The following is a 26,135-nucleotide window of genomic DNA, read 5'->3' as shown; positions in this document are numbered from 1 at the left end:
TTTTTCCTTATTAACTTTTGCCTGTTCAAGGTTAATGCGCAAAAAAAAAGGTTATAACATAAGAAAGCCTCTCTAAAAGAGAAGCTTTCTTATGTTATAACGGTGAAGTGCAAGATATTGCTTACTCGATGGCTCGGCAAGAATTAAATAAATCTAAACCGTACGACCTTGATAGAAGCTTTTTCCATCTTTATAGTGTAGCGGTACATCTCACATACCTCGACTGTGCCACGTAATTTACATTATCCTGAAGTTCTGAAATAGTTTCTGAAGTTGAATTGAAAATCAGTCTCCACAAATTGTTTCCAGATGCAGAACTCGTCCAATAATGTCCAACTGCACCTCTGTTTTCCAATGCTCCAGGAGTTATTGGGTTTGTGCCGACTATATTGTAAAATCCTTGCGCTGGCAATACGAGTACGACATCTGCTCTGCGTACACTGGTTAGTACCTTTCCTGAGTTATAGTTTCCTGACCCAGCTTCAAAAGGGCCTCTATTAGTGACAATAACATTGGCTAGTAGTTGTTGAATTTCTGTCCTTGTCGGAACTCTGTAACCCGTTGGGCAAGGGTCGGATACGGTTCTTGCAGGGGCAGCTTCTGATCCAGAATTCCAAGAGTTCCGGGGCACAGCAGCCGCACTTGTACTATTGCTCCAGTTACCGTTAACGGCCGTGGCAGTTGGTGCTGCGACAATAACATTCCGACCAAATTGATAAAAGTTACCGTGGAATACGGATGTTATCGGATCCGGATTAGCACTGGTATTAGGGTCAACGCCTACGTTATGTAATGCCCAGATTCTACCGTTAATACGTGCGGCTGGTCTGCCTGAATGTGTCAAGTATTCATCAGTGGGTACAATATTTAAAATTAAATTGTATCTCACTCCTGGTGTTACCCGAAGAGTCGTAAACGGTGTTAAATTGTTTTGTGTCAGCGGTCCGATGGTTATCGAAGGAATGGTAAAAATGGTTGTTTGATTTGCAGGAGCATTAATCATCGTTGGTACAGCGTTGACCACCTGACCTCCCAATGTTGGGTAAGTTACAGCGGATGTGGTCGCGGTGCCATTCCGTGTAAATGAACCATCTGATAAGTTTACCAATGAATTTGTATTATGCGGTTGAAAGTTCGAGCTAACAGCAGTGATATTATATCTCGTCTGAGAAGCATTAATAGTTGTAGTGATTTGACTAAATCGGTGTTTCAAAACAATATTTAGTCGATTAATAGAATTTCCAGTAACGGTCAAGTTTTGTCTAAAATACATATAGTCCTGCGTACCTCCGACACTGATTTGTGAGTTGGCCAATGTCCTGCTAGCCGTGGCAGCGGGCGTTACAGCGGGAAGATCAGCCGCCGTACTATTTATGGAGTAAACTATAAAGCTGTACGTACTACCACCATCGAGTTGTAATGCTTGTGTGCTGGCTTCCTGCCCGCGGATATAGTCTCTTTCCGTCACATATGCACCAGCCGAATTATATACTAAGACTCTATACCTGATGTTGGCAGAAAGATTGGTTGTGTCTAATGCTGCTCTGCTAGCATCCTTGAGTGATTGATTTCCTGTTTGCGTTGCTTGTGGATCTACTGGTGTTAATTCAGCTACCATCAAAAAGCCATTTCCAAGTTCGATTGTATTTTGCTGGACCGAACTTCCTTCCACAACGTCCGTTAAATATGGTGTAGCCGCTCGATTTCCAAGTTCTTCTACGGCCTCAAAAGTGGCTGCATTTAGGGTGAATTCAACGGTACCTGTAGTACCATCTCCTAATTCTCCATTTTCTAACTTGTTACAAGAAGAAAGCCAACATGTTGAACCTGCTACGATCAAAAGAAGTAGGTAGAAGTGTCTTGATAATTCTGTCATTTTTTTCATAATGATGATATTAGATTGGCGGTAACTGACTAATCAGCATACGATAATCATAAAAAGTACAGTGCCCAAATTGTATTATGGATACTAGAAATATAAAATAAGTTTAGATTTATGTAGTAGTAAGCTCAACATGTCTAATCTATTTTAGACGGGTCGCTTTTGCATTTTGTTACCAAGCTTGATTTCCTACTACATCTGCTTCTGTGTCCCATTCCTGCCTTACCTGCGAAGATGAGTTAACGGGGGTAACAGTGGCTGAGGCAGCTCCAATACAATATTCTACAGTAATTGTCTCTACTTCAATTGAGGGTGAGGTGTAATGGGCTTTGGGTTTTTGTTTCTTGTTGGTGGTTTTCATAAAAAATTAGATGATAGCAAATTATTAATACGTTACGATGATCTCTAGTATGCTAAAGTGTGGACAAATAGCATTCAAGCCTTATTAGTGTACTCAAAAGTATCAAAAATAATTCTATAACAATACCACTCTCAACATATAGCATATTATTGCGATAAAATTTCGCGTTACTGCACCAAGTATTTATCTATTTCTTTAGAAATGATTAGGGCCATTACGGCAAAACAATTTAAAATCCCTCTTTTTGAGTGTTTTTTAACAGTATAAGTACTGAAATTAATACACTCAAATAGCGATTGAAATTTCATTATCCTCGGATCTTGGAAAGATGATGTCACTATGCCTAATGATTATTACACAGAACCTCGTGTAATTAGCCGACATCTTTCAGTTAAGAAAAAAACCTTGTAGCACCCTTTTCCGAGAAGTAGCATGAGCCAGAATTTAGGGATAGGTTGTGAAATTATTGAAAAACAGTTGTTTAAGTTTCTTGAAAATCTAGCGTTATTAGCTTATTTATTGTAAATTTATCAGAGATGGTTAAAAGGTGGGTTCGAATAATAGTGTCATGATCACCCTTTACAAAGTCTCGTAAAACATCTTATCGAAAATCAGACGTCATAAAACCTAATCCAATACGCTATGAAATCACTAAAATCTTTCCTATTAACGACGCTCGCCGCGTCGGCTTGTCTATTGCAGGCAATTCCGTGTACACGGGTGGTATATAAAGGTCCTAATGGCACAGTTATTACCGCCAGAAGTATGGATTGGCGAGATGAAATTCCGGTTAATTTATGGGTTTTTCCAAGAGGAATGCAAAGAAATGGGGAGGTAGGGGAGCAATCCGTTACCTGGACTTCCAAATATGGAAGCGTATCAGCCAGTGCCTGGGATATCGCCACCACAGATGGAATGAATGAAGAAGGTTTGGTCGCCAATGTACTATGGTTAGCGGAATCCACTTACCCAGCCTTTGACCCCAAGGGAGCTACCCAAGGACTCAGCATTTCGGCCTGGGCGCAATATGTACTTGATAATTTTGCCACTGTAAACGAAGCCGTTATGACACTTCGTCAAGAAAAATTTGTGGTGGTAAGCGATGTCATTCCTGGTACAGATAAGTTTACCACGCTCCATTTATCTATATCCGATAAGACAGGGGATAACGCCATATTTGAATATATCGACGGGAAGTTAACGATTCATCACGACCCGAGTTACACGGTTATGACCAATTCGCCCGCTTTTGATCAGCAGCTTGCATTAAATACCTATTGGCAGGGGATACCAGGTACAGTGATGCTGCCGGGCACCAACCGCGCAGCTGATCGTTTTGTGAGAGCATCTTATTATATTGATGCTATTCCACAAACAGATAATACCCGAAACTCTTTAGCAAGCGTATTCAGCGTCATTCGCAATTGCTCTGTGCCTTTTGGGATATCTTCTCCTTCGGAACCAAACATCTCCTCCACGCGATGGAGATCTGTTTCTGATCAAAAGAATTTGACGTATTACTTTGAAACTGTCAATGCGCCGAGTGCATTCTGGCTCGATTTGAAAGAATTAGATCTTAGTGAGCGTGGCAAAGTGCTTAAATTACAAGTGGAAGGAAACTTTAATCTGGCAGGGCGGAGCAATAGTCAACTTGTTCAGAAGGAGCCCTTTAGATTTATGGGGTTAAATCAAACGAATTAAAGCATTTACTTCAAATCAATTCGGGTATTTTGCTGAGATACTGTTTGCGAGGCATTCTTGCTAATACTTCTGTATTAGCAAGAATGCTTCTTTTGTTTAATACTTTTATCTGTTCTGCATTATAAGATTGATAAAGTTGTTTTTAAAACGATTTAAGTATAAAAATCTGCCAATCCATACAGCTTAATCTTACTACTTTTGCGATTCGATGGATTATTTTATAAATTGCCCAACGCAGTAGTTCTAACCAGTTATCTACCAATGCCAAATTATGAACATGATAGTCTTGAAAATCTGTTTTTGCTGACACAGCAAAATGATAAGACCGCATTTGACCAGATTTACAATAGAACGTGGGAATCCCTCTTTGTTTCTGCATACTCCATGCTTAAAAATGAAGATGTAGCTAAAGACCTAGTGCAAGAAATTTACATTGATTTATGGTGCAAACGGTCGACCAAGCAAATTAATCATGTACAAACTTATCTGAAGCAAGCGGTACGTTTTAAAGCTATCGATCGATTTCGTAAAGTCAATGCTCGTTTTGAATCAGTAGAGGGTTTTGTTGACGAGTTGACGGACTGTGAAGCATCTGATAGCAAGCTCCTACAAAAAGAATATGCTGCAGTCATTGACGCCTGGATGGCGAAACTGCCAAAGAAGCGTCGAGAAATATTTAGGCTTCAGTTTGAGGAAGGAAGAACGACAAAAGAGATTAGTATCGCCTTAGATCTTTCCATAAAAACAATCCAAAACCAAATGCTTACCTCCAAAACAGCGCTTAAATTACTGCTGGAAAAAATAATTTATATTTTTTTTCTTTTTTTATTTGGGAGTTAGGGGCTATTGCTACGACTTATAGTTAATAGCCATAAGTAAACCGACTTCTGATGCCCAAAAATAGAGATTTAGTCAAGATATTTCTGTTATCTGTCTTTTCCCGTTATAAGCGTGGTAAAGCCACTCCCGCGGAACAAAGCCTGGTAGAAAAATTCTTCGCCCGAGTGGAGTCTGAAGAACAACCTATGGCCAAACCTGAGCTTCATGAAGTCAAAATCCAAATGAAGCAAGAGATTGATCAATACCTCATCGGTAAGCAATCAGCACGCTATCCTTTCCTAAAGATATTCATACCCGCCGCCGCTATTCTGCTAATTCTTCTGACATTTTCTGATTCGACGAACTGGAACGCAAGGCATAACGATTCTTCGTCCAACGTATTTAATTCAGTACACATTAGTCCTACGCTATCTGTCGGTAAACTACATTTTGATAATTTGCTGGATAGCTTACCAAAAGAGGCGCGCTACCGCGAGCTGAAAGACGAGCAAGTATTGGATTTGTCGGCGGTACAGTCGTTAAACGCAGCCGATAGCCTAATCATTACCAATCCGACCAAAGCAGCATTTGCCGTGATGTTGTCTGACGGAACGCTCGCTCGCTTAGCATCCGGCGCCCGAATTGCTTATCAGTGGAATGACGAATCATCTGATAGAAAATTACACATGAAAGGAAAAGTATCTTTTGACGTTGCTAAGATGAAACGGCAGGGTAGGAACATTCCATTTTACGTCGAGACAACTATTCAGCAAGTGGCTGTTCTAGGAACAGTGTTTACCGTAGATGCCAATTCAAATACAGAACATTCCGTAAATCTGCATGAAGGGAGCGTACGGCTCAGCCATCATGCAAGTCAAGATCAAGTACTTCTGCGTCCCGGTCAGATTGGTTTTGTGGCAGAGAATAATCCCCGCATATATGTGTCATCATCTAATAGAAATCAGCAAAAATTGATGGCTTGGCGAAAGCAACAATTCTATTTCGATGATCAACAATTGAATGATGTGATGACCGAATTAGCAGATTGGTACGGGCGTGAGATTTCAGTACACCAATCAGCGCGTAATCTTCCAATAACCGGTATTGTGAGTCGTTATAAGCGTATCGAAGATATTTTGGAGATCATTAAGATGACCAATACAATAACCTATTATGAAAAGAAAGGAGTGATCTATGTTGGCTTAAAATAAGGGTTAGGAATGGTGCAACATTCCTAACCTTATACCCTTAGGTACTAGAAAATTAACTATTTGACTAATCAATTTATTTCAAATGTATCAATTGTTTATTGAAAAACATAGACTATTAATGTCTATGATGCGAATTTTCGTATGCTTTTGTGTGCTTCCATTATATTCTTGGGGCAGTCATACGATTCCTGTAACAGTCCTACAGGAAAATATTACCATATCGTTTAACAATATCACGTTTAAACAGGCATTTCAGGACTTGAACTCCAAAACCGGATTAGAATTCATTTATTCCTCCAGCGACTTTGACGACAGGAAAAAAATTTCACATCGATTTGTAAATACTCCTGTTGGCGAAGTATTGCGCACTATATTCGATAATTCTGGTATTAGCTACACACTAAAAGATCGGACGATCATCATCCAACGATCTGCTAGAAATGCCAATGTACAAACGCAGCGTACCATTAGTGGGGAGATTATAGACCAAAATCAGCTGCCTTTGGCAAATGCAACCATTATCTCAAACATCAGTCGCCGGCAAGCCACCACTGATGAAACTGGTCGCTTTTCGCTAAGAGTATCTTCTGTGGATACCGATTTAAGTGTTTCTGTATTGGGTTACGTAACCCAAACGGTTGGATTAGATACGCGAACAAATTACCGAATATCCCTAGAAGATAGCACAAGTACCTTAGATCAAGTCGTGGTCGTGGGTTTTGGTACGCAGCGTAGAGCTTCGGTAGTGGGTGCCATCAGCACTACGCAACCGCGTAATTTGCAGATAGGTACCTCTCGCTCGATGAGTAACAATTTAGCGGGACAGTTAGCAGGTGTGATTGCCGTACAGCGCTCAGGAGAACCAGGTTACGACAACTCCAACTTTTGGATCAGGGGGGTAAGCACATTTGGTGGTAATCGCAACCCACTTATTTTGGTAGACGGGGTAGAACGTTCGTTAGATAATATGGATCCCGAAGAGATAGAATCATTTTCCGTATTAAAGGATGCCGCGGCAAGCGCCGTATATGGTGTTCGCGGAGCGAATGGTGTTATCTTAATCAATACCAAAAGAGGAAAAATAGGAAAACCAACCGTTACCGCACGTTTCGAGCAAGGGCTAACTGCTCCTACGCAGCTTCCAGAGTTTATTGGTGCTGCCGATTACCTAGAGGTGATGAATAGCATTCGTAGAGAGCGCGGCGAGGAGGGGCTTTATAGTCAGGAACGCTTAGACAATATTCGTAATGGAGTCGACCCCGATCTGTACCCAGATATAAATTGGTTAGACGCCATTTTGATGAATAGTGCCCATAATTCTAGGGCCAATTTGAGTGTCAACGGTGGATCAGAACTGTTGCGCTATTCCTTGGTCACGTCTTATTTTAGTGAAGGCGGACTTATCGAACGGGATAGAGCACAGTCATGGGATTCCTCTTCTAAGTTAAATCGGTACAACGTACGCTCCAACGTAGACGTGAACGTGAGCCCTACCACATTATTCAGGCTTAATATTGGCGGCTACCTGCAAGATAGAAGTCGGGCACCGCAAAGTGTGGATGAGCTGTTTTCTGAAGCTTTTGTCATCCCTCCTTATGTGCATCCAACGATTTATTCCTCGGGTGAGATCCCGCGGACACCGTCCAGAACAAACCCTTGGGCACTTGCCACCCAGCGAGGTTACGAGCGCTTTAGCGCCAGCAAAATTGAGTCTCTTTTTTCAGTAGAACAAGATTTAAAGTTTTTTCTGGAAGGACTGAAGGCTCGGGGATTATTCTCCTTTGATCGTTATGCAAACAATTCAGTCATACGTAGCAAAAATCCCGATTACTATAATCCCGCTGTAGGTCGCGACGAAAATGGCAATTTACGCCTTGTTATTGATAGTTACGGCCAAGAATTTTTGGGTTATAACACGGGCTCCGAGTGGGGAGATAAAAGTGTCTACCTGGAGGGAGCAATTACCTATAGTCGCCTGTTTGGAAAGCATCATGTCGACGGGCTCTTCTTGTACAATCAGCGTAATTATGATAATGGAGATCTGCTGCCCTATCGCAATCAAGGCGTCGCCAGTCGGTTTTCCTATAATTACGATAACCGATATATTGCCGAGTTCAACTTTGGCTACAACGGTTCTGAAAATTTTGCACCTGGAAAGCGATTTGGATTCTTTCCCTCATTTGCTTTAGGCTGGCTGATATCCGAGGAAGCATTTATGCAAACGGCAAAAGATACATTTACCAAGTTGAAACTACGTGGATCTTATGGCCTAGTGGGTAACGATCGATTAGATGGGCGACGCTTTGCCTACATTACGACGATCAATGAGGGTAGTGGGTATTCCTGGGGATTAGACAATGATTTTCGGAGAGCCGGCCGGATGGAGGGAGACCAAGGTAATTTAAATCTCACTTGGGAAACGGTTGCTAAAGCAAACCTTGGATTTGAACTCGGATTGTGGAATGCCCTAGACTTACAGGTCGACTTATTCAATGAAGATCGGCGCAATATCTTTATGCAAAGGCGCTCTATTCCTGGATCGAGCGGATTTACAGCCCTGCCGTGGGCTAATTATGGTCGCGTTAAAAATCGGGGTATAGACCTGTCTTTGGATGTCAATAGAGCGCTCAGAGAAGATTTATTCTTATCGCTACGCGGGACCTTTACCTATGTTAAAAATCGCATCATTGAGCAAGATGAGCCAAGTGTGGTCATCGGTACATCTCGCTCATCTACCGGTAAACCCGTAGGTCAGCTTTTTGGGTTGATTGATGAAGGTTTATTTACCGAAGCAGACTTTGCAGATGTAGGAAATAATGTATTAAGGGATGGCATTCCAAGACATACGTTTGGTTTAGTACGTCCTGGCGATATCAAGTACCGTGATTTGAATAACGACGGAGTTATAGACGCACTGGATATGACAGATATCGGCGGCACCGAAGATCCACAGATCGTATTTGGCTTTGGTGCCAATTTACGGTACAAATCATTGGACTTCGGATTTTTCCTACAAGGAATAGGCAATAGCTACCGCATTATCGGAGGTGCCAACTTTATTCCAGGAAGTGCCAACGGAGCTATGGGCAATATGTACACCAACGTCGACGATCGCTGGACCGTAGAAAACCCGAGTCAAGATGTATTTTATCCACGTCTATCCGATTACCAGAGCGCCAACAATAATATGGCATCTACCTGGTGGCTGCGTGATATGAGTTTTATCCGTCTTCGTAATGTTGAATTGGGCTATAGCTTGCCAGCTAAATGGCTGGATCCGGTACATATCCGCAATTTTCGAGTGTTTGCACGAGGAAACAATTTACTCACATTTTCAGACTTCAAATTATGGGATCCAGAACTGGGAGTAAACAATGGCCTGCGTTACCCGATCATGAAATCGGTGTCCTTCGGACTTGAAATGAATTTTAAATAAGCCTACAAACAGCTCATTATGAAAGCGATAAATTATACTCTAAAAGTACTGTGTGCATTATTGGCTCTGGTGTTGTCATCCTGTTCCAAGTTCTTGGATAGGATGCCAGACGATCAGCTCACCTTAGAAATGGTATTCAACGACAAGACCCGTACCGAAGATTGGCTTGCCGGTATTTACAGCAATATCCCGGATCCCTATTGGGGATATGCCAGAGATATCGAACTCGATCCCCTTTCGGATGATATGGCGCCGTCTACCGGATGGGAGCAATTTGGCTGGACGGTTATTGGCAAGCAAACGGGAAACTGGAACCCCAGTAGTTCTTGGGGGCCTAATTATTGGGTAGAACTTCCCAAAAGAATCCGTTCGGCCTATATATTTTTAGAAAATGTGAAAGCCAACCCAGCGCAACTCGTGACCGAGGAAGAGGTCGCGCTTATGAAAGCAGAAGCACGATTTATGATCGCCTACTATTACTCGCTTCTATTGGAAACCTATGGGGCAATTCCGTTCCAGTTAGGACTCACCGATCCGGCAGCCGGCCAGGAAGAATTGATGATAGGACAAAGCCCTTTCGATGAGGTGGCTGCATGGGTAGATCAGGAATTGCTAGATGTTGCACAGCTACTACCAAATAATTATAGCAATGCCCAAAAATATGGACGTGCAACTGCTATCATGTGTTTGGCAGTTAGGGCGAGGTTTCTGCTTTTCGCGGCGAGTCCTTTGGTAAATGGTAACTCCGATTACAGTGGATTTACCAACAAAGAAGGCGTGGAGATTTACAACAGCATAGCTGACGCTGGTAAATGGAGCAAAGCCATGGAAGCGAGCAAACTCTTAATTGAAAGATCCGCAGCAGCAGGACACAAATTATACCTAGAATACAATCCAGATGGTAGCGTAGATCCATTTCTTTCTTACCAGAATATGATGTTTAGGCGCCCTCAGGATGGAAATACTGAAATATTATTCGCTCGCCCGGAGTCAAATGTCTGGGAATACGACAGGCATGCGCAACCACGAGGAACGGGCGGTAATGGCGGCATGGGTATTACACAGTCGTTGGTAGATGCCTTCTATATGGAAAATGGTCGGCCCATCAATGACCCACTTTCGGGCTACACGGAGCGAGGCTTTTCTGAAACCGACGAAATACGGAATACACAATGGGCCGAATCGAGAGGCGATGGAAAAGTGACATTGGCCGGCACATTTAATATGTACACAGGCCGCGAACCCCGGTTTTATATTTCTGTATTGTATAATGGCGCCTGGTTTCGTCGGGAAAATCGTACCACACAATTTTATAGCGGCAACTGGGATGGTGGGCCTACACACGATGCGCCACAAAATGGGTATTTGTTGCGCAAAAAAGTGCATCCAAACCATGATCCACGCAACGGAACGAATCCCTACCGACCGGGTATTCTGTATCGTTTAGGCGAGGCATATTTGAATTATGCGGAAGCGCTAAATGAGGTGGACCCGGGTAATCCGGATATTGTGAGATACATTAATATGATACGTGTACGCGCGGGGATACCACAGTACGGTGCTGGTAATAACGCATTACCTATTCCGGCGTCGCAAGAACTCATGCGGGAAGCCATCCGCAGAGAAAGACGCGTAGAATTGAATAACGAAGGGATTCGTTATCGGGATATCCGACGTTGGAAAATTGGGGAATCTGTATTAAATGGTAATTTCTTCGGCATGAATTTCTCCGGAACAGAGCAAGATGATAGTCCAAGCAATCCTAGGGCATTTTTCAAAAGATCGGTTTATCAGCGTCGTGTGTTTACCGCTAAAAATTATTGGTTCCCAGTGCCTCAGTCTGAAGTAGATAAAAACCCTAATCTGGTACAGAATCCTTTTTGGGACTAATCTTTTCCTGATCATATAAGCTTAGCCGAGGAGAAATTCATCATCAGAATTTCGCCTCGGCTTTTTTTCTTCGTGACGAAATCTATGAAATGAGCATAAAACCCCCGATACCATATTATTTAAACTATTTTTACACTAAGCTAGGATCGGGTATAGTACAACTATTCCAATCGAAAACATTTATACATATCTAAAGTTAATAAGGAGGCAGGTGCGTGAGATTAATGCACCAAAATATAATCTACGATGCTAAAAACATACTTTTATGCTCTCTTGATTCTTGTTTCAAGCACGACTGCATGTGGTGACAATTCACGATCCGAAGAATTAGATAAGCGGGAGGCAGCAATAGCTGAACGCGAAAGGCAGGTGTCTGCAATTTCCGAACATTACGAACAGTTGCTCGCTATGCAAGATAGTTTAACTAAAAATAAGCTTGCAGAAGTGAAGCACAATAGTGACGACATGCGGTGGACAGATAGCCTCCTAGGTGAATGGGAGAGTAGGTTAGTGTGTATTTCTACGAGCTGCCGTGGTTACGTAATCGGTGATCAGCGTACCGAACAGTGGACATTCTTGTCAGACACCACCGGTTTGCAATTGCAGGTGGCTGGTAAAGCCAGCGATACGAAGTCCTATTGGGCAGCATCTTCTGGCAACAGGAACGAATTAATACTCAAAGACGAACAATTTTCCCAAAGTAGCAAGACTGCTACGGTGTTGTCCTTTAGTGAGATAGCTACAAGGCAGATTCGTGGACAAAAACGTAATACCGGTCCAGATAACTGCAAATTAGTATTCTCTGTACTCTTAACGCCGAGATCGAAATAAAACATGGTAAACTTAGCTATACACGGATTCACCTTGCCGGTGGAAGATCCTATCATCAAGTTTTTAATTGAGCTGGTGATCATCCTTTTCATTCCGATACTATTAAACAAAATCAAAGTTCCGCACCTGCTTGGACTTATCATTGCAGGTGCTATCGTTGGTCCAAATGGGTTTAATGTGTTGCTGCGCGACAGCAGTGTGGTAGTGATTGGCACCACCGGTCTGCTCTATATCATGTTTCTTGCCGGCTTGGAGATCGACATGGGCGACTTTAAAAAGAATAAGTGGAAGAGTATCACTTTCTCTATGTATACGTTTATTGTCCCTTTTGTATTGGGGTTGATAGGAGGGTATTATGTGCTCGGCTTTTCTGTACTCACCACCGTATTATTTGCCAGTCTTTTCTCTTCTCACACCTTGATTGTCTATCCATTGGTTAGTAGTTTGGGCGTCACAAAAAAAATATCGGTTAATGTCACCGTGGGTGGTACGATGATTACCGATGTATTATCTTTATTAGTGCTGGCCGTGGTCGTCGGGATGACGCAAGGCGAAGTAGGTACTGCTTTTTGGGTGCAGCTATCCGTTTCTATGATCCTGTTTTCGGTCATTGTGTTGTTTGTCTTCCCGATTATAGCACGTTGGTTCTTCAAAACGATACACGATAAAATTTCTCAATATATTTTCGTGATCGTCATCATATACCTAGGGGCGCTATTGGCTGAGTTGGCAGGTATAGAAGCCATTATAGGTGCCTTCTTTGCTGGGCTAGCCTTAAACCGATTGATTCCGCATACCTCACCCTTAATGAATCGGGTAGAATTCGTAGGTAATGCATTATTTATACCATTTTTCTTAATAAGTGTGGGTATGCTGATCGACTTCCGTGCTTTTATCAGTAGCTGGGAAACATTGGGTGTCGCTTCTGTGATGTTAGTAGCTTCTATTGGAGGTAAATATGCCGCAGCTAGGCTTACCCAATCTACTTTCCGCTTTACCAAAGACGAGGGTATGCTCATTTTTGGGATGAGCTCGGCTTCTGCGGCCGCTACTTTAGCCGCCGTGTTAGTTGGTTATAATGTGATCCTGGGCGAATCACCCGATGGTGAACCCATTCGCTTACTCAATGAACATGTTTTGAATGGCAGTATTTTATTAATTCTCGTTTCCTGCACCATCTCCTCGTTCATTTCGATGTCGAGTGCGCAACGTATTGCAGAAGCAGAAAATGAGAAAACTGTCTCGGATAGTGATGGTCAGGAAGAGAAGATCTTGATGCCGATCAATAACGAGGAAATGACTCAGAAGATGATTAATCTGGGTTTGCTGATTAAAAACAAAGGCACCAAACAAGGCGTGTATGTTATGAATGTAATCAATGAGGAAACCAAAGAATCCTCCTTGAAAAATGCCGAAAAGATATTGGATAATGCGGTGAAATTAGGCGCATCAGCCGATACGCTGATTACGCCAATCAAGCGATACGATAGTTCGGTGGTTTCTGGCATCAACAATGTGATTAAAGAAAATGATGTCACGGATCTCATCATCGGGTTGCAAAAAGAGCGCGGATTTACGCCGTCGTTTGTCTACAATCTTTATAATGGTTATTTGAAAAATGAGCATGTCAACCTGATGCTATATCATGCCATACAGCCACTTTCTACTATCAAGAATTATGTAGTGCTAATACCGCCTCGTGCAGATCGGGAGCCCGGTTTCTTTTATGCGTTGTTGCGGATTTGGAATATTGCTAAAAACTCTGGTGCAACCATGCAATTTCATGCCACTGCTTCGATGATATTAGTGTTGCAAAGAATTCTGAAGAAATCCAATATAGAAGCCCAAATGAATGAAATCGAGACATGGGAAGAGGCACAACAGCAGGCGGAAGACCTAGGTCGAGATCAAGGACTCATCATCGTGATGGCCGATCGAAATCTATTTAACTACTCATCACAGATGCACGCGGTACCTGATTATTTGAATAAACAATCGGTTGATAATAATTACATCTTAATCTATCCTTTCTCCAAAGAACGAAACATCACGCAGGAATCAAGGTCGGTAAACAATATCAATGATTTTGCTACGATTGGTAAGCTTATCTCGAAGGTTTTTAAATAAAATATGATGATGAGTAACCAACCTGTAAAACACCTATCTCGCTACTTCAGCACCTTGTTGCTACTTATCGCTGTGTGTAGTACTTCAGCTAATGCACAAACGGCCGACAATGAAGAAATTCTAATGATGTATCAGGCTGATCAGGCAAGTCGCTTATCTCCCGATACCGATTGGACTCTTTTGGCTAAGCAGGATAGTTTGCGTCGTATCCGAGCCTATGAATTGATTGACTCTGGTCTATTGACCACGGGTAATGATTATCATCATGCGGCCATGATTTTCCAGCATGGCCTCGATTCGGTAGATTATGGTAAGGCGGTCGATTTAATGAGAAAGGCGTTGGAATTGGATTCTACCATAAATAAGTGGCTACTTGCAGCCGCTATTGATCGCGAACTCATGAGTAAAGAGCAACCGCAAATTTTCGGTACACAATACCGAAGGGAAGGAGATCGAATGGTTCGTTACAAAATAGACACTACGCAAATCTCGCCTGAGGAACGGGCAGCACATGGCGTTAGAAGTTTGGCAGAACAACTTGTAGTCGAAAGAGAATTTAATCTTATACCTATTTCTAGCTATCACAGGACGGCTGAGTCGCTCGAACAAACGATGTCGTTTATAGAACAGGAACGCGAGAAAGGCGATACTTCACGCTTTAATGTCGGCGAAAATGGTCTACGTCATTTTGCCGATCAATTGATGCAAAAGGGCGATAATGAAGGTGCTGCTCGTGTTCAACAATTGCAAAAGGCACTTTACCCAACAGCCGTAAATGAAGAAGACTGTCATTGTCCGGAAAATAAATATGCGCCATCGAAAGCAAACCAAGTATTCACCTTCTCGAATGGTCAAAAAATAGTTGCCTGTGGGTTTGTATTGAATCATGGTGCATTTCTCGAGCTTTCAGAATTTGTGTTGGCAGAATGCGATAGTGATCATATTATAGATTTTTGGGATGCCATGCGAAGCTGTCGCTTGAGCTTTTCGCGAGATACCTTACTGATCGAAGACTTATATACTTTACCACTTGGGGATAATTTGCAGGAAACAGTGATAACATGGGCTAGAGAATACATTTCTTATGATCATGGCGTACTGAAACGCGACAAGGCGATTAATCGAAACCTGAAATTGTATGATCAGTCTACAATACAAGCTGTGTTGAAAGCCTACGAGTCTACCGACAATATCCTGAATGATGCCAAAATGGGGTTGTTAGACCGGCTATTTGTTGCAGCTATCTCGAATAGCGAAGAGGCAAAAGTAGCTTTTATGCAATTTAGAGGCCGTTTTCCGGAGTTGGACGGAGCCTACTTGCATCAATATCGAATATTACAGGAAATGCTTACTGCATGGGACGGAGTTGATCGCCCGTAAAGTCGTTATCGGAAGTCATGGTTCCGGATAGGCACGATGACTTAACCGCTACTAAATTCAAAATTTTCTTTCCAAATAATTATCCTGAATAATTCCGACTTAATCCCAATAGTCACAATTTGTAATAGTGAATCAGATAGATGCGTATTTAGCGTATGCGTGATTGGTAGGCTCATTTCATACGCGTAGACAAACATTTTCTCCCAATTCTTCGTTGTTCAAGAAACATTCTACAACTATGCGTGCAATCTGGACAGGTGCGATTGGATTTGGTCTGGTCAATATTCCGATCAAAATATTTAGTGCTATACAGGAGAGTCAATTAGACCTGGATATGCTGGATCGTAAAGACCTTTCCAATATTCGCTATAAGCGAATAAATGAGAAGACGGGGAAAGAAGTGGTCTGGGACAATATCGTTAAAGGCTATTTGCTGAAGGATAAGTATATAGTGCTGGAAGAAGCGGATTTCGAAGACGCACTTCCGGAGAAAAATAAGATGATCAACTTACAGACCTTTGTAAAAGAAGCGGACATTGACTCCATTTATTTTGATACGCCCTATTACCTAGAGCCACAGAAAGGGGGAGAGAAAGCGTACTCTTTATTATATAAGTCCCTTGAGAAAACCGGGCATGTGGGTTTAAGCACTTTCGTGATGCGTACCACCGAAAATCTGGCCATTGTACGGCCATATGATGGGATGTTGGTATTAAACAAACTCCGATTTGAAGAGGAAATCAGGGATACAAATGATTTAAAAATTCCAAAAACGCGTATTGCCAAAGCGGAGATGGATATGGCTACCAAACTAATCAAACAGAATAGTTCGGACTTTGATATATCAGGCTATACCAATGAGTACAGTAAAGAATTACTTAAGATTATCAAGAAAAAGGCGCAAGGGAAGCGCGCGAGCATTAGAAAAATCAAGGTAGATAAGGAGAATACCAAAGCATCTGAACTCTTAGCGAAATTGAAGGCTAGCCTCGGTTAAAAGGAGTTTATAGCCTTTTTCAAGTTCGCCTTCTGCGCAAAAATATCAGCCCAGGGGTCTTTCTTGGACTCAATTCGATCCAATACCGTCTTTATCGTGAATTGACCGATCGTGAGCTCGTCGTTTACTTCAGACCAATCTAATGGTGTGGACACGGTGGCATTGGGCTTAGGCCGCACAGAGTATGGAGCTACGACTGTCTGGGCACGTTTGTTTTGCATGTAATCCAAGTATATCTTATTTTTTCGCTTATTGGGTGCACGTTCCAGACTAGTGGTATCCGGATGCTGTTCATGTATCAATTCGGCGAGCATTTCTAAAAAATCCCGAACCACATCAAATGAGTATTGCTCACCCATATGTATATAAATATGTAAACCGGTCGAACCAGAAGTTTTGATAAAACTTTCGATGGCAGCGTTGTTCAAGATCTCGTGCGCCGTATTAGCTACAGCAACTACTTCTTTAAAATCAGCACCATTAGGATCCAAATCAAGTACGCCAAATACAGGTTTGGTTTTCTTGCGGTAGCTTTCTAGCCAGGGGTTGATCTCAATAGAACCCATGTTGGCAATCCAAAGCAAAGTGGGTATGTCATTACAGATGAGGTAATTGACGGATTTTCCCGTCGATTCTGATGTTAAGCTCACCGTCTTTAGCCAATTCGGTCCAGTATTCCTATCTAGATCTTTCTGAAAAAAACTGGCTTCGTGAATGCCATTGGGAAAGCGGTTTAAGGATATCGGCTTATCTTTTAGAAAAGGAAGCATTAGCGCAGCGACTTGTTCATAGTAATGAACCAAATCTCCCTTCGAGATTCCTTCTTCTGGCCAATACATTTTTTTCTGATTGGTGAGCTGAAGTTTCTTTCTTCCAAAAATCAGTTCACGTTCATTCGCTATTTCTATTATTGGATGTACGCGTTTAATTTCGGGTAACTTCTTGTCGCTGCGCAAGGCCTTAAAAACAGGATGCCTCAGATGTCCATCTGCCGTCCATTCTGCAAAATTAATTTCCGCTATCAACTTAGGCTTCATCCAGGTCACTTTCCTTTCATTCGCTACTTTTACGGAGGAGTCAAAAGGTTTTTTCTTTACGATGATCTTCTTAAATTCAGTAGTCAGATTTTTCAGCTGTTCGTCACTAAATCCAGTGCCCACATTGCCAATGTATTGATATTTGTGATCTTGCAGAACCGCCAGAACAAGTGCTCCAAATCCAATTCTACTGCCTGATGGAGCAGTAAATCCAACAATGATGGCTTCTTGCGATTGCTGTAACTTTAGTTTGCGCCAAGAGTCGCTTCGTTTGCCCGATCCATAGCGGCTATCAGTTTGTTTGGCCATTACACCTTCCCAATCGTTTTCCTTTGCTACTTCCAAAGCATCCTTCTCTGATGTACCCACGATTTCTAACAGCCTTATACTGGGCATATCTAATCGTTGAAGCCAACGTTTCAAGAGATCTTTGCGTTCTATCAATGGAAAATCACGTAGATCGTTATCGTCTAGCATCAGCATATCAAAAACATAGTAATATAACTTATAGCGTGCAGGCAGTGGTTCACCGTTTTGTAGTAATTGAAAGCGGGTTTTTCCTTTAGCGTCTTCTGCTACAATTTCGCCATCGAGAATAACTGTTCTGTCGGTTTTTTGAAGATCTTTGACGATGGAGGGAAACTGTTGGTTGAAATCCTTGTCATTACGGGAGCGAAGTAGCACCGCTTTATGAGATACATGTGCTATGCTGCGGAAACCGTCGAGCTTTTGCTCGAAGATCCAATCGTCACTATCCGTCACGCTAGAAGCTAACGTCGCTAACATAGGCATGTAAGAGTCCGATTCTAAAACGTCAACAGTCTGTTCTTTTTTACTCGGTGCCTTTCGAGATGCTTGTTTTCGGAATAGTGTTCCTGCTGCTTTTTCGCTGGCATTGACCTCATCTTCGGCATCATAGCTATCCTTGATCGCGTACTTATCCGCATGTTTTATGAGTAGCCAGGCATTTTCGTCCTTGGCATGTTTCATACGGACCAAAGCAAATTCGCCTTTGAGCTTTTTGCCGTGCAGTACGATCTTTAAGCTCCCGCTTTCCAGCTGCTGTAACAACTCTTTCTCGCCAAGGGATTTATCCAATGGGGTGTAATAACCTTTGTCGAAAATACGAACAGTACCAAATCCATAGTTGCCTTTTGGTATTTCTCCTTCAAATGTGCGGTAGCTCAAAGGATGATCTTCTACCATGACTGCTAAGCGCTTATCATCGGGGTTTAACGACGGACCTTTGGGAATAGCCCAACTTTTTAATACACCATCCATTTCCAGCCGGAAATCGTAATGCAAACGTGAAGCATGGTGTCGCTGCACTACAAAACGTAATTTTTTAGTACCCTTCTTGCCACTAGTGCCAGTTGGCTCTTTCGTGGATTCAAAATTCCGTTTATCGTTGTATTCCTTCAGCGCAGTCATGTATTAAAAACATTTGCTGTCCGTATTGGTTTGCGATCGAAAATATACTGGTTTTCGGGGATTTAAAAACCCCTACTTACCTTTTATATTTACGTATACAAAAACTAGCGTATGTTTAGGAGTGGAGCTTTATTAATTCTTGTAGCATCAGTGTTGTTTTCATGCAGTAAGAGTGCTGAACGTGATGCAGATCCAGAGGATTTTGCGTCGCGGGTATCGACCGAAGCATACCTAGGTACAGCTAAGTCAACGTTACATCTCCATGGGTATGAAACTTTCCCCTCGGTAGAGGGAGAGGGTAGCTTCAATATCACGAATGTATCGGGGGATAGCGTGATGGTAGCTTTAATCTGCAGATTATCCACTGGTGATGGTTTTAGTTTTGGGATACCCGGTAAGCAATCGGGCAAAGCATGGTCTGCTTCTTTTGATACTGGTAATTTAGTGATTCAGGAAAATGGGGGCATGTCTGGACTGATGCAGACAGACAAGCAGGAAATATCCTGGGATGGCATACTCTTGACCAACAAAATGGTTTTAGATGTAAAAATAAAATATCTAAAACAAGAAGGAAATATTACCGAAGGTTCTATTATCAATACGCACTTGGATTTGGCTCGTTCGGGCCACGAAGGTGTTACAACAAACAATGGATGCAGGGTCATTGTCTGGGAAACACGTAGCGTCTTTAATATCTACAGTGGCGGAGTTGATATTTTACGTGTTCCAGTTTGCCACCCTATGAAAGACTAGCTATTCAGATCGGTTCGTCCAAGGGACTTTCCGTGCTGGGTATCTGGCTTTGATGCATAATATCTACTTTATACCTCATAAATTTCTACCGGCAAATTATCCGGATCGCTAAAAAAGGTGAATTTTCTACCGGTATACTCATCAATTCGGATGGGCTCAGTCTCCACATTTCTTGCATTTAAATAATCGACCGATTCGTCCACATTTTTTACCGCAAAAGCAATATGCCGTAAACCACTAGCTTCCGGTCTGCTAGGTCTTGCCGGTGGGTTGGGGAAGGAAAAAAGCTCAATTACATAATGATTATTAATCGCTAAGTCCAATTTATAAGAGTGTCGTTCTTCACGATACACCTCTTGAATAATATCAAACCCCAATATCTCTGTATAAAACGCTTTTGATTTTTCGTAGTCCGAACAGATAATTGCAATATGATGTAAGCCGGTAATTTTCATGTCTTTTAGATAAGGGATTTGAGTTCTAATACAGGTTGCAGAATATAAAATTAGGCATTCAAATACAGGAAAGATACCACACCGAATTGGAATTTCAAAAGATCAGATACTATTTGATGACAAAGATTAGTTTTCCAAAATCACAGCTGGCGAAGTCGAAAAATTTTAGCCTATGGGGATTAAAGTCGTGGTCATCAGATTGACCTAATTTGGATATATTTTGATCAGATATGACAAACTAAACAGCTTGATCCTTGCTTATCTTGCTGTTTATAAACCTAAAATCACATTTGTATATGAGACAAATTGCAGCCCTGCTGGGCTTGTTGTCGACCGCGGTAATTCCGTTAGGGTCGATGCAGGCAAATGCTACCTCATTAACCGTTCCTTACCGCCGCACGCTCAGCAGTAAAATAGAGCACTATCACATCGTACAGGCTGCTTTTTCTGTGAAAGGAAGCGTGCAAGATGCTAACGGACAACCTATCCAAGGCGTATCTGTTCGGGAAAAGAATGCTAATAATGAAACGATTACACAAGCAAATGGCAGTTACCAACTCCAAGTGAGCAGCGATACCGCTACGCTGATCTTTTCCTTTGTAGGCTATCAATCGCAAGAAATCGCCCTGTCGCGTAGGGCGACGGTAAACATCACCTTACAAACCAATGATAGCGACATCGATGAGGTCGTGGTTATTGGTTATCAATCCATCCGAAGAAAGGACTTAACCGGAGCAGCGTCTGTGGTAGAAACACAAAACACCTCTGCCAAGGTGGCGCGCTCCCTGCCAGAAGCATTGCAGGGGCAAGCTTCTGGATTGGTCGTCCGAAATTCAGGTGGCCCCGGTCAGGGGGCGGTGGTCAACATTCGGGGATTAAGCACCTTGTATGGCAATGCCAGTCCGTTGTACGTTATTGACGGCATGCTAGCCGATCCGAATGTAACGGTCAACCCCAATGATATTGAAAGTGTGCAGGTACTTAAAGATGCTTCTGCGGCAGCAATCTATGGTGCACGCTCTGCCAATGGTGTAATCATCATCACGACTAAACAGGGAAAATCAGGTCCTATGGTGGTGAATGCCTCTGGGCGCTACAGTGTCTCGAGCTTGCCAAATACGTTTGATATGATGAACGGGCCGGAATACGTGGCCATGAATCGGCAGGCCTACGAGAATGCGGGCTACACGCAACAGCAGTCTGTAGCGAATTACGATGGCACGGATGTCAATTGGGGCGACGAAGTATTTCGTACCGGTGCCATCCAGGATTACAGTGTATCCTTATCTGGCGGAGGACCGACGTCCAAATATTTCATGTCTGGATCGTATTTCAAAGACGTGGGTACCATGATCGAACGTAAATTTGACCGCGCAGCCCTAAGGATCAATACCGAGGGTTCGAAAGGACGCGTCCGCGTTGGTGAAAACCTGATGGTATCTACTTCCTATGGTCGCTCACCCTTTTCTGGCGGTGCATTCGGTGGGAATCCATTTTATGATGCCTTTAGCATGCTCCCGATTATACCTGTTCAGGATTTTGCATTTATCAGTGATGCCAATCCAGGAGGCTGGGGTATCGGTTCCAACAATGCACGTACTTATTCACGCAATCAGGTAGCGCAAGCTTATATCACCAATTCATCTTATAATTATGTCAAGCTATTAGGTAATTTGTACGGTGAAGTAGATATCCTGGATTGGCTGCGGTACCGAGTCAATGCCGGTGTGGAAACCAGTTTCGACAAAAATACAGCACTCCGTGGAAAGGGTATCTGGTACTGGAATCAAATCGATCCGCCTACCCGCATTGATGAAGATCGCTCGCAGTTCTTGAGTTATCTCTTCGAACATACCTTGAATTTTAATAAAACCCTGGATAAACATCAAATTAATGGGGTAGTGGGCTATACACAGCAAACTATAGGTCGGGAATCTATTGGTGCCGGTAAGACCGACCTATTGGCCGCTTCCGATCAGTATTTTACCACCATCAATTCTGCTACAGGGGAGAGTATTTCTTCCGGTAGCCGGGGTCGGAATTTTATAGACTCCTGGTTGGGTCGTTTAAATTATACCTATGATGATCGTTACCTGGCCACCTTCACCTTTCGCTCCGACAAAGATTCTCGCTTTTCCAAGCCATACCGTACTGGCTTCTTCCCATCCGGCGCATTGGCGTGGCGCCTTAGCAACGAAGATTTTTATGACATCAGCTGGTTACCCGAGCTAAAGTTACGAGGATCGTATGGCGTTTTGGGTGCGGCAAACCTAGGAAACTACCAATACTTGGGGCTAATTAATCAGGCGCCACGCGCCATCTTTGGCTCTGGCGAACAAACCGCTCAAGTAGGTGCCACGCAAGTGAGTCTGGTAGACCCGAATCTGCGTTGGGAACAAAAAGCCACGCTAAACGTGGGTTTTGATGCGGCGCTTTTCAACCCGCAGTTCAATGTGTCTTTCAACGCATTTCGATCCGTCACCAAAGATGTACTCTTGTATTTGCCACTTCCAGGATACCTGGGCACAGTTGGCGGAGGCGGAATTTTAACCAATATTGGCTCCATAGAAAATAAAGGTCTTGAACTAGAGCTAAGCTACCGCCCAATGCGCCAGCCTGAAAAGAGTTTTACCTGGGATATTTCTGGAAACTTCAGCATCATCCGTAATAAAGTGCTGGAGTTAGGTAACCTCGGAATCGATCCGACTACCGGATTGCCGCGCAACTACATACAGTCTGGCAATACACGTACGCAAGTGGGGCGTTCGATCGGAGAATATTACCTGCTTCTTACCGACGGACTTTTTCAGAATCAAGAAGAAATTAATGCGCATCGCGCACAGGCTGGCATTGCGCAGCCTGGCGATGTACGCTACGTGAACCTATTGGATCGTGGTACGAATAACGACATTACACCAGATGATCGTACCTATGCCGGTACGCCTTGGCCCATGTTTACTTCAGGCATACAGTGGAATGCATACTATAAAAATTTCACGCTAAACCTGCAGATGTATGGTGTATACGGTACCAAATTGTACAATGACTTGCGTCGCGATTTTGATGGTATGGGCTATTCCAATTATCGCCGTGGCATTGTGCCGTGGACCGCGGAGAACCCAACCGATTTCCCTCGTTTAGGCGTTTCTTATACCAGCAATACGCCTGGTGATCCAGCGGTTGATCAAGGTATTATTTCCAATGTACGTGGCGACAGTGATCGCTGGCTGGAGAATGGCTCTTACTTGCGGTTAAGTAATGTGCAAATCGGTTATAATCTGCCACAATCGCTTTTGCAACGCTTGCACATACCCGCTATGCAGGTGTATGTAAGCGGACAAAACCTATTAACCATTACCAATTACTCTGGTCTTGATCCGGATGTGGTAGGCGCAAATGCCAATTTAGAGCCAGGTGTTGATGTCGGTGGCTGGCCGCCAAACCGCATCATCTCTTTTGGCATATCACTAGGACTTTAATCATTGAATCGGAAAAAGACATTTAACCATGAAAAAAATAGTACTATTTCTACTTACTCCCCTGATCTTGACTAGTCTGAGCTGTCAACGAGATTTTGATGAGCCTAATCCGGATATGCTAACCACAGTATCCTTTTGGAAAAGTCAGGAAGATGCAGTCAAGGGAATCAACGCCGTATACAGTTCATTGAATAGAAGCGATTCCTATTACAACCGAGGCATATTCTTCCTGTACTTATTGCGTTCGGACGAAGGCTTTGGATCTGGCGGAGATATCGGTTTGAACAATAATATGTCGTTTGCTTTTACCAGTAATAATACGAGCAACGGCACTTGGAATGCCATATTTCACGCGAACTTCCGAGCTAATCAGGTCATTAGCTATGTGCCGGAGATTGCCATGGATGAAACATTGAAGAAACGCATCATTGGGGAAGCAAAGTTTATCCGTGCGCTGAATTATTTTAATCTGGCGGTGTTCTGGGGACGTCCGCCTTTGGTGTTGACGCCGCTGTCGCCAACAGATTATCCGCCTAATGCCACACAGGAACAAGTCTTCGCACAAATTGAAAAAGACCTGACGGAAGCCATCCCCGATCTTCCCTTATCGTATACTGGTGAAGAGCTTGGGCGTGTGACACGCGGCAGTGCTTACGGCTTATTGGCCAAAACCTATTTACAACAAGGAAAATTTAACGAAGCCAAGTTAGCTATGGATTGGCTGGTAACAGGTGAGGGCAGCTCGATCTATGGATTGATGGATGATTATGCAGATAATTTTAAGAAAACCGCGGAGAACAATCGGGAATCTCTCTACGAAATCCAGTACAAAGAAAATCCGGCAGAGAACGGGGATGATGATACCAACCCAGGCATTAGCCTGAATACAGGATCTTCAGTGCCCAAGTTTTTAGCCCCTCCTAATCCGGGCCCGGGCTATGCAGATGGTGGCGCCAGAAGGTGGATTGTTACGCTATTTGAGCAGGAGCGCACAGCAGACGATCGACGTGACCCACGTGCGGCAGCAAGTTTCCTGTATGATCAGACCGACGAGCGTGGACCGGCATTTACCATGGTGTATGGACAAACCTGGCAGGCCATCTACGGTGGAAACGATCAACGGGTATGGTTTCGCAAATTGTTGAACGACCATTGGAAGAACGGGGAAAGCTTTAGTTCGCCTAACAATTATCGCATGATTCGCTATGCCGACATTTTGTTGATGTATGCGGAATGTCTGAATGAATTAGGACAAACGCAGAGCGCCTATCCGCATGTAGATCGGGTGCGCACACGCGTAGGTTTGCGTCCACTCAGCATTGCCAGGCCGGCATTGGATCAGGCCAGCTTCCGTGAGCAGATACGGCAGGAGCGCACCTTGGAATTAGCAGGTGAAGGATGGCGCTATTTTGATCTGGTAAGATGGGGCGAGTTCGCCAATAACCTCTCCGTTTTGCGGCAGCGTGATCCCGAATTTACCAATTTTGTACAAGGCAAGCATGAGTGGTACCCCATTCCTCAATCTGACATTGATAACAATCCAAACCTGACCCAAAACCCAGGTTATTAACCGAATATATGATGAAAACGATTATATCTATTCTATTTTGCAGCGTTGCCTATATGCTAGGAAGTTGCGAGCGAACGGTCGACATTCCATCCAGTACTCTTGCTCCAACTATCCTCCTGACGGCAGATACGGTAGCAATTGCTAGCGGAAATTATGTATTACGAGCCGCTGGGCAAAGTGCTTATGGCGGAGCGCAACTTCGCCGGGTAGATTTCTATAAAGGGGAGGAGAAGATCGGCGAGAAGCGTATTGCTCCCTTCAACCTGGAGTATAAAGTCAATGAAAGTGTTCCCGATCAAAGCCTAACATTTTATGCTGTGCTGATTGATGAAGCAGACAACCAGGTTAAAAGTAATACCGTTACGGCGCGGGTCAAAGTGTTACCGATTCGTATGGAGGCGGAGAATGCAACCTTACGTGGTGTAGCACGTATTGCTAATGATCCCGAAACGCGAGAAACATCTTCTAATCAAGCTAAAGTCGGTGCTATTGATAATGCTGACAGTGGCATTGATGTCACCATTCAGGTACTAGCTGCTGGCGACTATCAAATACGGATCGCTGCTGGTACTGGTTTCAACGGGACCTCCCATAAAGTCTTTATTGACGATGATGAATCAACTACCCAGATTTATACGATTGCAAACCGTGGCTGGAATGTGTGGCAGACTCACGATTTGGTGTTTCCACTTGCTGTTGGTACCCGTAAGATCAGTATCCGTCATCAAACCATGTATGGAGAGATTGATTACTTGGAATATGCCAAACTATAAAC

16 protein-coding genes are annotated in these 26,135 nt (G+C 43.2%); 13 read left to right on the top strand and 3 right to left on the bottom strand.

What is annotated here, in order from left to right:
* Nucleotides 1-190 precede the first annotated feature (190 nt).
* The gene (locus M8998_RS04185; RefSeq protein WP_249990872.1) at nucleotides 191-1,885 is read right to left on the bottom strand and encodes a fibrobacter succinogenes major paralogous domain-containing protein; all 1,695 of its coding nucleotides are present in this window, start codon (nucleotides 1,883-1,885) and stop codon (nucleotides 191-193) included.
* A gap of 1,000 nt (nucleotides 1,886-2,885) precedes the next feature.
* On the opposite strand from M8998_RS04185, the gene M8998_RS04180 reads away from it, so the two are divergent.
* The 9 genes from M8998_RS04180 (at nucleotide 2,886) to ku (ending at nucleotide 16,635) form a co-directional block, all read left to right on the top strand.
* On the top strand, nucleotides 2,886-3,944 hold the full coding sequence (locus M8998_RS04180; protein ID WP_249990871.1) for a linear amide C-N hydrolase: 1,059 nt from the start codon (nucleotides 2,886-2,888) through the stop codon (nucleotides 3,942-3,944).
* 261 nt (nucleotides 3,945-4,205) lie between these two features.
* A complete protein-coding gene (locus M8998_RS04175; protein WP_249990870.1) occupies nucleotides 4,206-4,784 on the top strand; it encodes an RNA polymerase sigma factor in 579 nt (192 codons plus the stop codon).
* A 50-nt stretch (nucleotides 4,785-4,834) separates the two neighbouring features.
* Nucleotides 4,835-5,974: a FecR family protein gene (locus M8998_RS04170; protein ID WP_249990869.1), complete on the top strand. Its 1,140-nt coding sequence runs from the start codon at nucleotides 4,835-4,837 to the stop codon at nucleotides 5,972-5,974.
* A gap of 124 nt (nucleotides 5,975-6,098) precedes the next feature.
* On the top strand, nucleotides 6,099-9,410 hold the full coding sequence (locus M8998_RS04165; protein WP_249990868.1) for a TonB-dependent receptor: 3,312 nt from the start codon (nucleotides 6,099-6,101) through the stop codon (nucleotides 9,408-9,410).
* A gap of 18 nt (nucleotides 9,411-9,428) precedes the next feature.
* Nucleotides 9,429-11,300, top strand: coding sequence for a RagB/SusD family nutrient uptake outer membrane protein (locus M8998_RS04160; protein ID WP_249990867.1), 1,872 nt, complete (start codon nucleotides 9,429-9,431; stop codon nucleotides 11,298-11,300).
* Between the two features lie 246 nt (nucleotides 11,301-11,546).
* Nucleotides 11,547-12,131: a hypothetical protein gene (locus M8998_RS04155; protein WP_249990866.1), complete on the top strand. Its 585-nt coding sequence runs from the start codon at nucleotides 11,547-11,549 to the stop codon at nucleotides 12,129-12,131.
* 3 nt (nucleotides 12,132-12,134) lie between these two features.
* Nucleotides 12,135-14,258, top strand: a complete 2,124-nt coding sequence (locus M8998_RS04150) for a cation:proton antiporter (protein WP_249990865.1) — start codon at nucleotides 12,135-12,137, stop codon at nucleotides 14,256-14,258.
* A gap of 3 nt (nucleotides 14,259-14,261) precedes the next feature.
* A complete protein-coding gene (locus M8998_RS04145; protein ID WP_249990864.1) occupies nucleotides 14,262-15,638 on the top strand; it encodes a hypothetical protein in 1,377 nt (458 codons plus the stop codon).
* A gap of 238 nt (nucleotides 15,639-15,876) precedes the next feature.
* The gene (ku, locus tag M8998_RS04140; RefSeq protein ID WP_249990863.1) at nucleotides 15,877-16,635 is read left to right on the top strand and encodes a non-homologous end joining protein Ku; all 759 of its coding nucleotides are present in this window, start codon (nucleotides 15,877-15,879) and stop codon (nucleotides 16,633-16,635) included.
* On the opposite strand, the gene ligD is transcribed toward ku, so the two are convergent.
* Nucleotides 16,632-19,103: a DNA ligase D gene (ligD, locus tag M8998_RS04135; protein WP_249990862.1), complete on the bottom strand. Its 2,472-nt coding sequence runs from the start codon at nucleotides 19,101-19,103 to the stop codon at nucleotides 16,632-16,634. The two genes, ku and ligD, sit on opposite strands and share 4 nt — an antisense overlap.
* A 111-nt stretch (nucleotides 19,104-19,214) precedes the next feature.
* On the opposite strand from ligD, the gene M8998_RS04130 reads away from it, so the two are divergent.
* Nucleotides 19,215-19,856 (top strand): hypothetical protein, encoded by a 642-nt coding sequence (locus M8998_RS04130; RefSeq protein WP_249990861.1) that lies wholly within the window; start codon nucleotides 19,215-19,217, stop codon nucleotides 19,854-19,856.
* A gap of 68 nt (nucleotides 19,857-19,924) precedes the next feature.
* Here the strand turns inward: M8998_RS04130 and gloA2 are convergent, their stop codons facing one another.
* The gene (gene gloA2, locus M8998_RS04125; protein WP_249990860.1) at nucleotides 19,925-20,311 is read right to left on the bottom strand and encodes an SMU1112c/YaeR family gloxylase I-like metalloprotein; all 387 of its coding nucleotides are present in this window, start codon (nucleotides 20,309-20,311) and stop codon (nucleotides 19,925-19,927) included.
* A 296-nt stretch (nucleotides 20,312-20,607) separates the two neighbouring features.
* Between gloA2 and M8998_RS04120 the strand changes: the two genes are divergently transcribed.
* The 3 genes from M8998_RS04120 to M8998_RS04110 are packed head-to-tail and all read left to right on the top strand — an operon-like array spanning nucleotide 20,608 to nucleotide 26,133.
* Nucleotides 20,608-23,790 (top strand): SusC/RagA family TonB-linked outer membrane protein, encoded by a 3,183-nt coding sequence (locus tag M8998_RS04120; protein ID WP_249990859.1) that lies wholly within the window; start codon nucleotides 20,608-20,610, stop codon nucleotides 23,788-23,790.
* Nucleotides 23,791-23,818: 28 nt separating this feature from the next.
* Nucleotides 23,819-25,360 carry a RagB/SusD family nutrient uptake outer membrane protein gene (locus tag M8998_RS04115; protein WP_249990858.1) on the top strand — a complete coding sequence of 514 codons (1,542 nt, stop codon included), beginning with the start codon at nucleotides 23,819-23,821 and terminating at the stop codon, nucleotides 25,358-25,360.
* 8 nt (nucleotides 25,361-25,368) lie between these two features.
* Nucleotides 25,369-26,133, top strand: coding sequence for a carbohydrate-binding protein (locus M8998_RS04110; RefSeq protein ID WP_249990857.1), 765 nt, complete (start codon nucleotides 25,369-25,371; stop codon nucleotides 26,131-26,133).
* Nucleotides 26,134-26,135 lie beyond the last annotated feature (2 nt).

Origin of the sequence: Sphingobacterium sp. lm-10 (assembly GCF_023554555.1) — a bacterium.
In the GTDB taxonomy this organism is placed as follows: Bacteria; Bacteroidota; Bacteroidia; order Sphingobacteriales; family Sphingobacteriaceae; genus Sphingobacterium.
The sequence above is the reverse complement of the archived record's forward strand: the minus strand, read 5'-3'. Positions and strand labels throughout refer to the sequence as shown.